At 70.5% G+C, this 1,673-nt stretch carries 1 protein-coding gene and 1 pseudogene; one reads left to right on the plus strand and one right to left on the minus strand.

The window, feature by feature from the left end:
- Positions 1–339: pseudogene (locus F8M74_RS37100) on the plus strand (GTP-binding protein); the annotation flags it as partial.
- A 12-nt stretch (positions 340–351) separates the two neighbouring features.
- On the opposite strand, the gene F8M74_RS37105 reads toward F8M74_RS37100, so the two are convergent.
- Entirely contained in the window at positions 352–1,437 is a 1,086-nt protein-coding gene (locus F8M74_RS37105) for a DUF4388 domain-containing protein (RefSeq protein ID WP_011552761.1), read from the minus strand.
- Positions 1,438–1,673: the final 236 nt, after the last annotated feature.

Below are 1,673 nucleotides of genomic sequence, written 5' to 3' on the forward strand. Positions count from 1 at the left end.
CCCCAGCCCGGACCGAAGCTGCTGGGCGCCGCCAGCGCCCTGGCGCCGGGCGACATGTTCGACCATGCCCGCGCCGCCGAGGCCGCGTTCATGACGGGGGACTACACCACCTGCGTCACCGCCTGCACCGACGCCATCCGGCGCGCGCTGGCCTTCGCGGGCGAGGGTTCCCTGGGGCAGCAGGCCTTCCTGCTCCGCGTGGACGGCGCCGACCTGCTCCGGCTCCAGGGGCTGGCCACGCAGCAGCACCTGCGCGTGGATGACGCCGCCTTCTCCCTGTACGTGATGATGCAGGTCTTCATCCGCCTCAACGCGGTGGGCCTGCCCAACGGGGAGTAGCCTCCGCCCCGCTCAGCGCGGGAAGACGAGCTGCAGCAGCCCCATGCGCTGCAGCTTCGCCAGCGTCTTCAGCGTCTCCAGCTCTCGCGCTGGACTGGCCAGCACCAGCGTGGACACGTCCCAGGTGCCATTCACCAGCCCGGCAATCTGCCGCTCCTCGGGCTTGAGCAGCGCCTGCCCCTGCGGGTCGTGAATCATGAGGGGCACCATCAGGGGCGGCATGTCCGAGTAGAGCGCCGCCACATGCTCGCGCTGCACCAGCCGGGCGAATTCGCGCACGCGCCGGTCCGCCGGGTCGCTGGCCAGCAAGGACGCGCAGACGATGCCCGCGGCGTCGTACTGGCCCTCGCGCATCAGCACCGCGCCCTTCTCCAACATCTCCGCCACCGGGTCCGCCTCCACCTGCGGCGCCCCGTCCACCTCCACGAGCTTCGACCGCAGCAGTTCGTGCACGCGCCGGGTCACCGAGGAGCGGGACACGCCCATGGACAGGCGCAGCCGTCCCAGGTTCTGCGGCGACGTGCACAGCCCCAGGATGATCCGGTGCATCAGGGGCTGGCTCGGGCTCGGCGGCGCCAGCGCGCGCACGCTGAGCGCGTCGATGGGCAGCGCCTTGTCCACGTCGGGCTGCTCATCCACCCACCGGAGCGACTCGAAAAGCAGCTCGCGGATGCCCATGTCGGACGGCACCCAGTCCTCACCGGAGCGGTCCGCGTCCTCCGTCCAGTGGAAGGTGCCGCGGCCGGCGATGGTCAGGTCCGTCATCGCGGCGAACAGCTCCTCACGGCCCAGGTCCCGAATCCACCGCGCCTGGATGCCGTGGATGTCGAACGCGGCGTCCACGTCCGGCGTGCGCGCCAGCTCGTCAAAGCCAGCCAGCACCTTCGTCCCAGACGCCAGCTTGGACAGCGTGAGCAGCCGCGCCACGCGTCCGCGCAGTCCTTCGGCCGCGGTGGCACCCACCTGGCCAGAGAGAAGGAAGAGCTTGCGCTCGCCGGCCTCCCAGGAGAGCTGGAGCGTCCCCGTCTTGCGGGAGCTGTCCAACCATTGAAGGAACTCGGGAAGCGGATAACTGAAGAGGTCGCCGTGGAGGGCCATGCGTGTCGGATTCGAGGATACAGTCCCCAGCCGTGCGCGTCGCGCTCCTGTTCATCGATGGTGTGGGCATTGGCCGGAAGGACCCGGCCGTGAATCCGCTCGCCCACCGGGAACACCTGCTAGCCGCTCTCCAGGGACGCCAGGTCCTTGGCCAGCGCGAGCAGCATGCCGTCAGACGCCGGCGTGTTTCCGGACGCGCGCTTCGCCACCTCCGCGGACTCAGCGGCGTACTCACC

It is taken from the genome of Myxococcus sp. CA023, assembly GCF_010998615.1.
Taxonomy (GTDB): Bacteria; Myxococcota; Myxococcia; order Myxococcales; family Myxococcaceae; genus Myxococcus.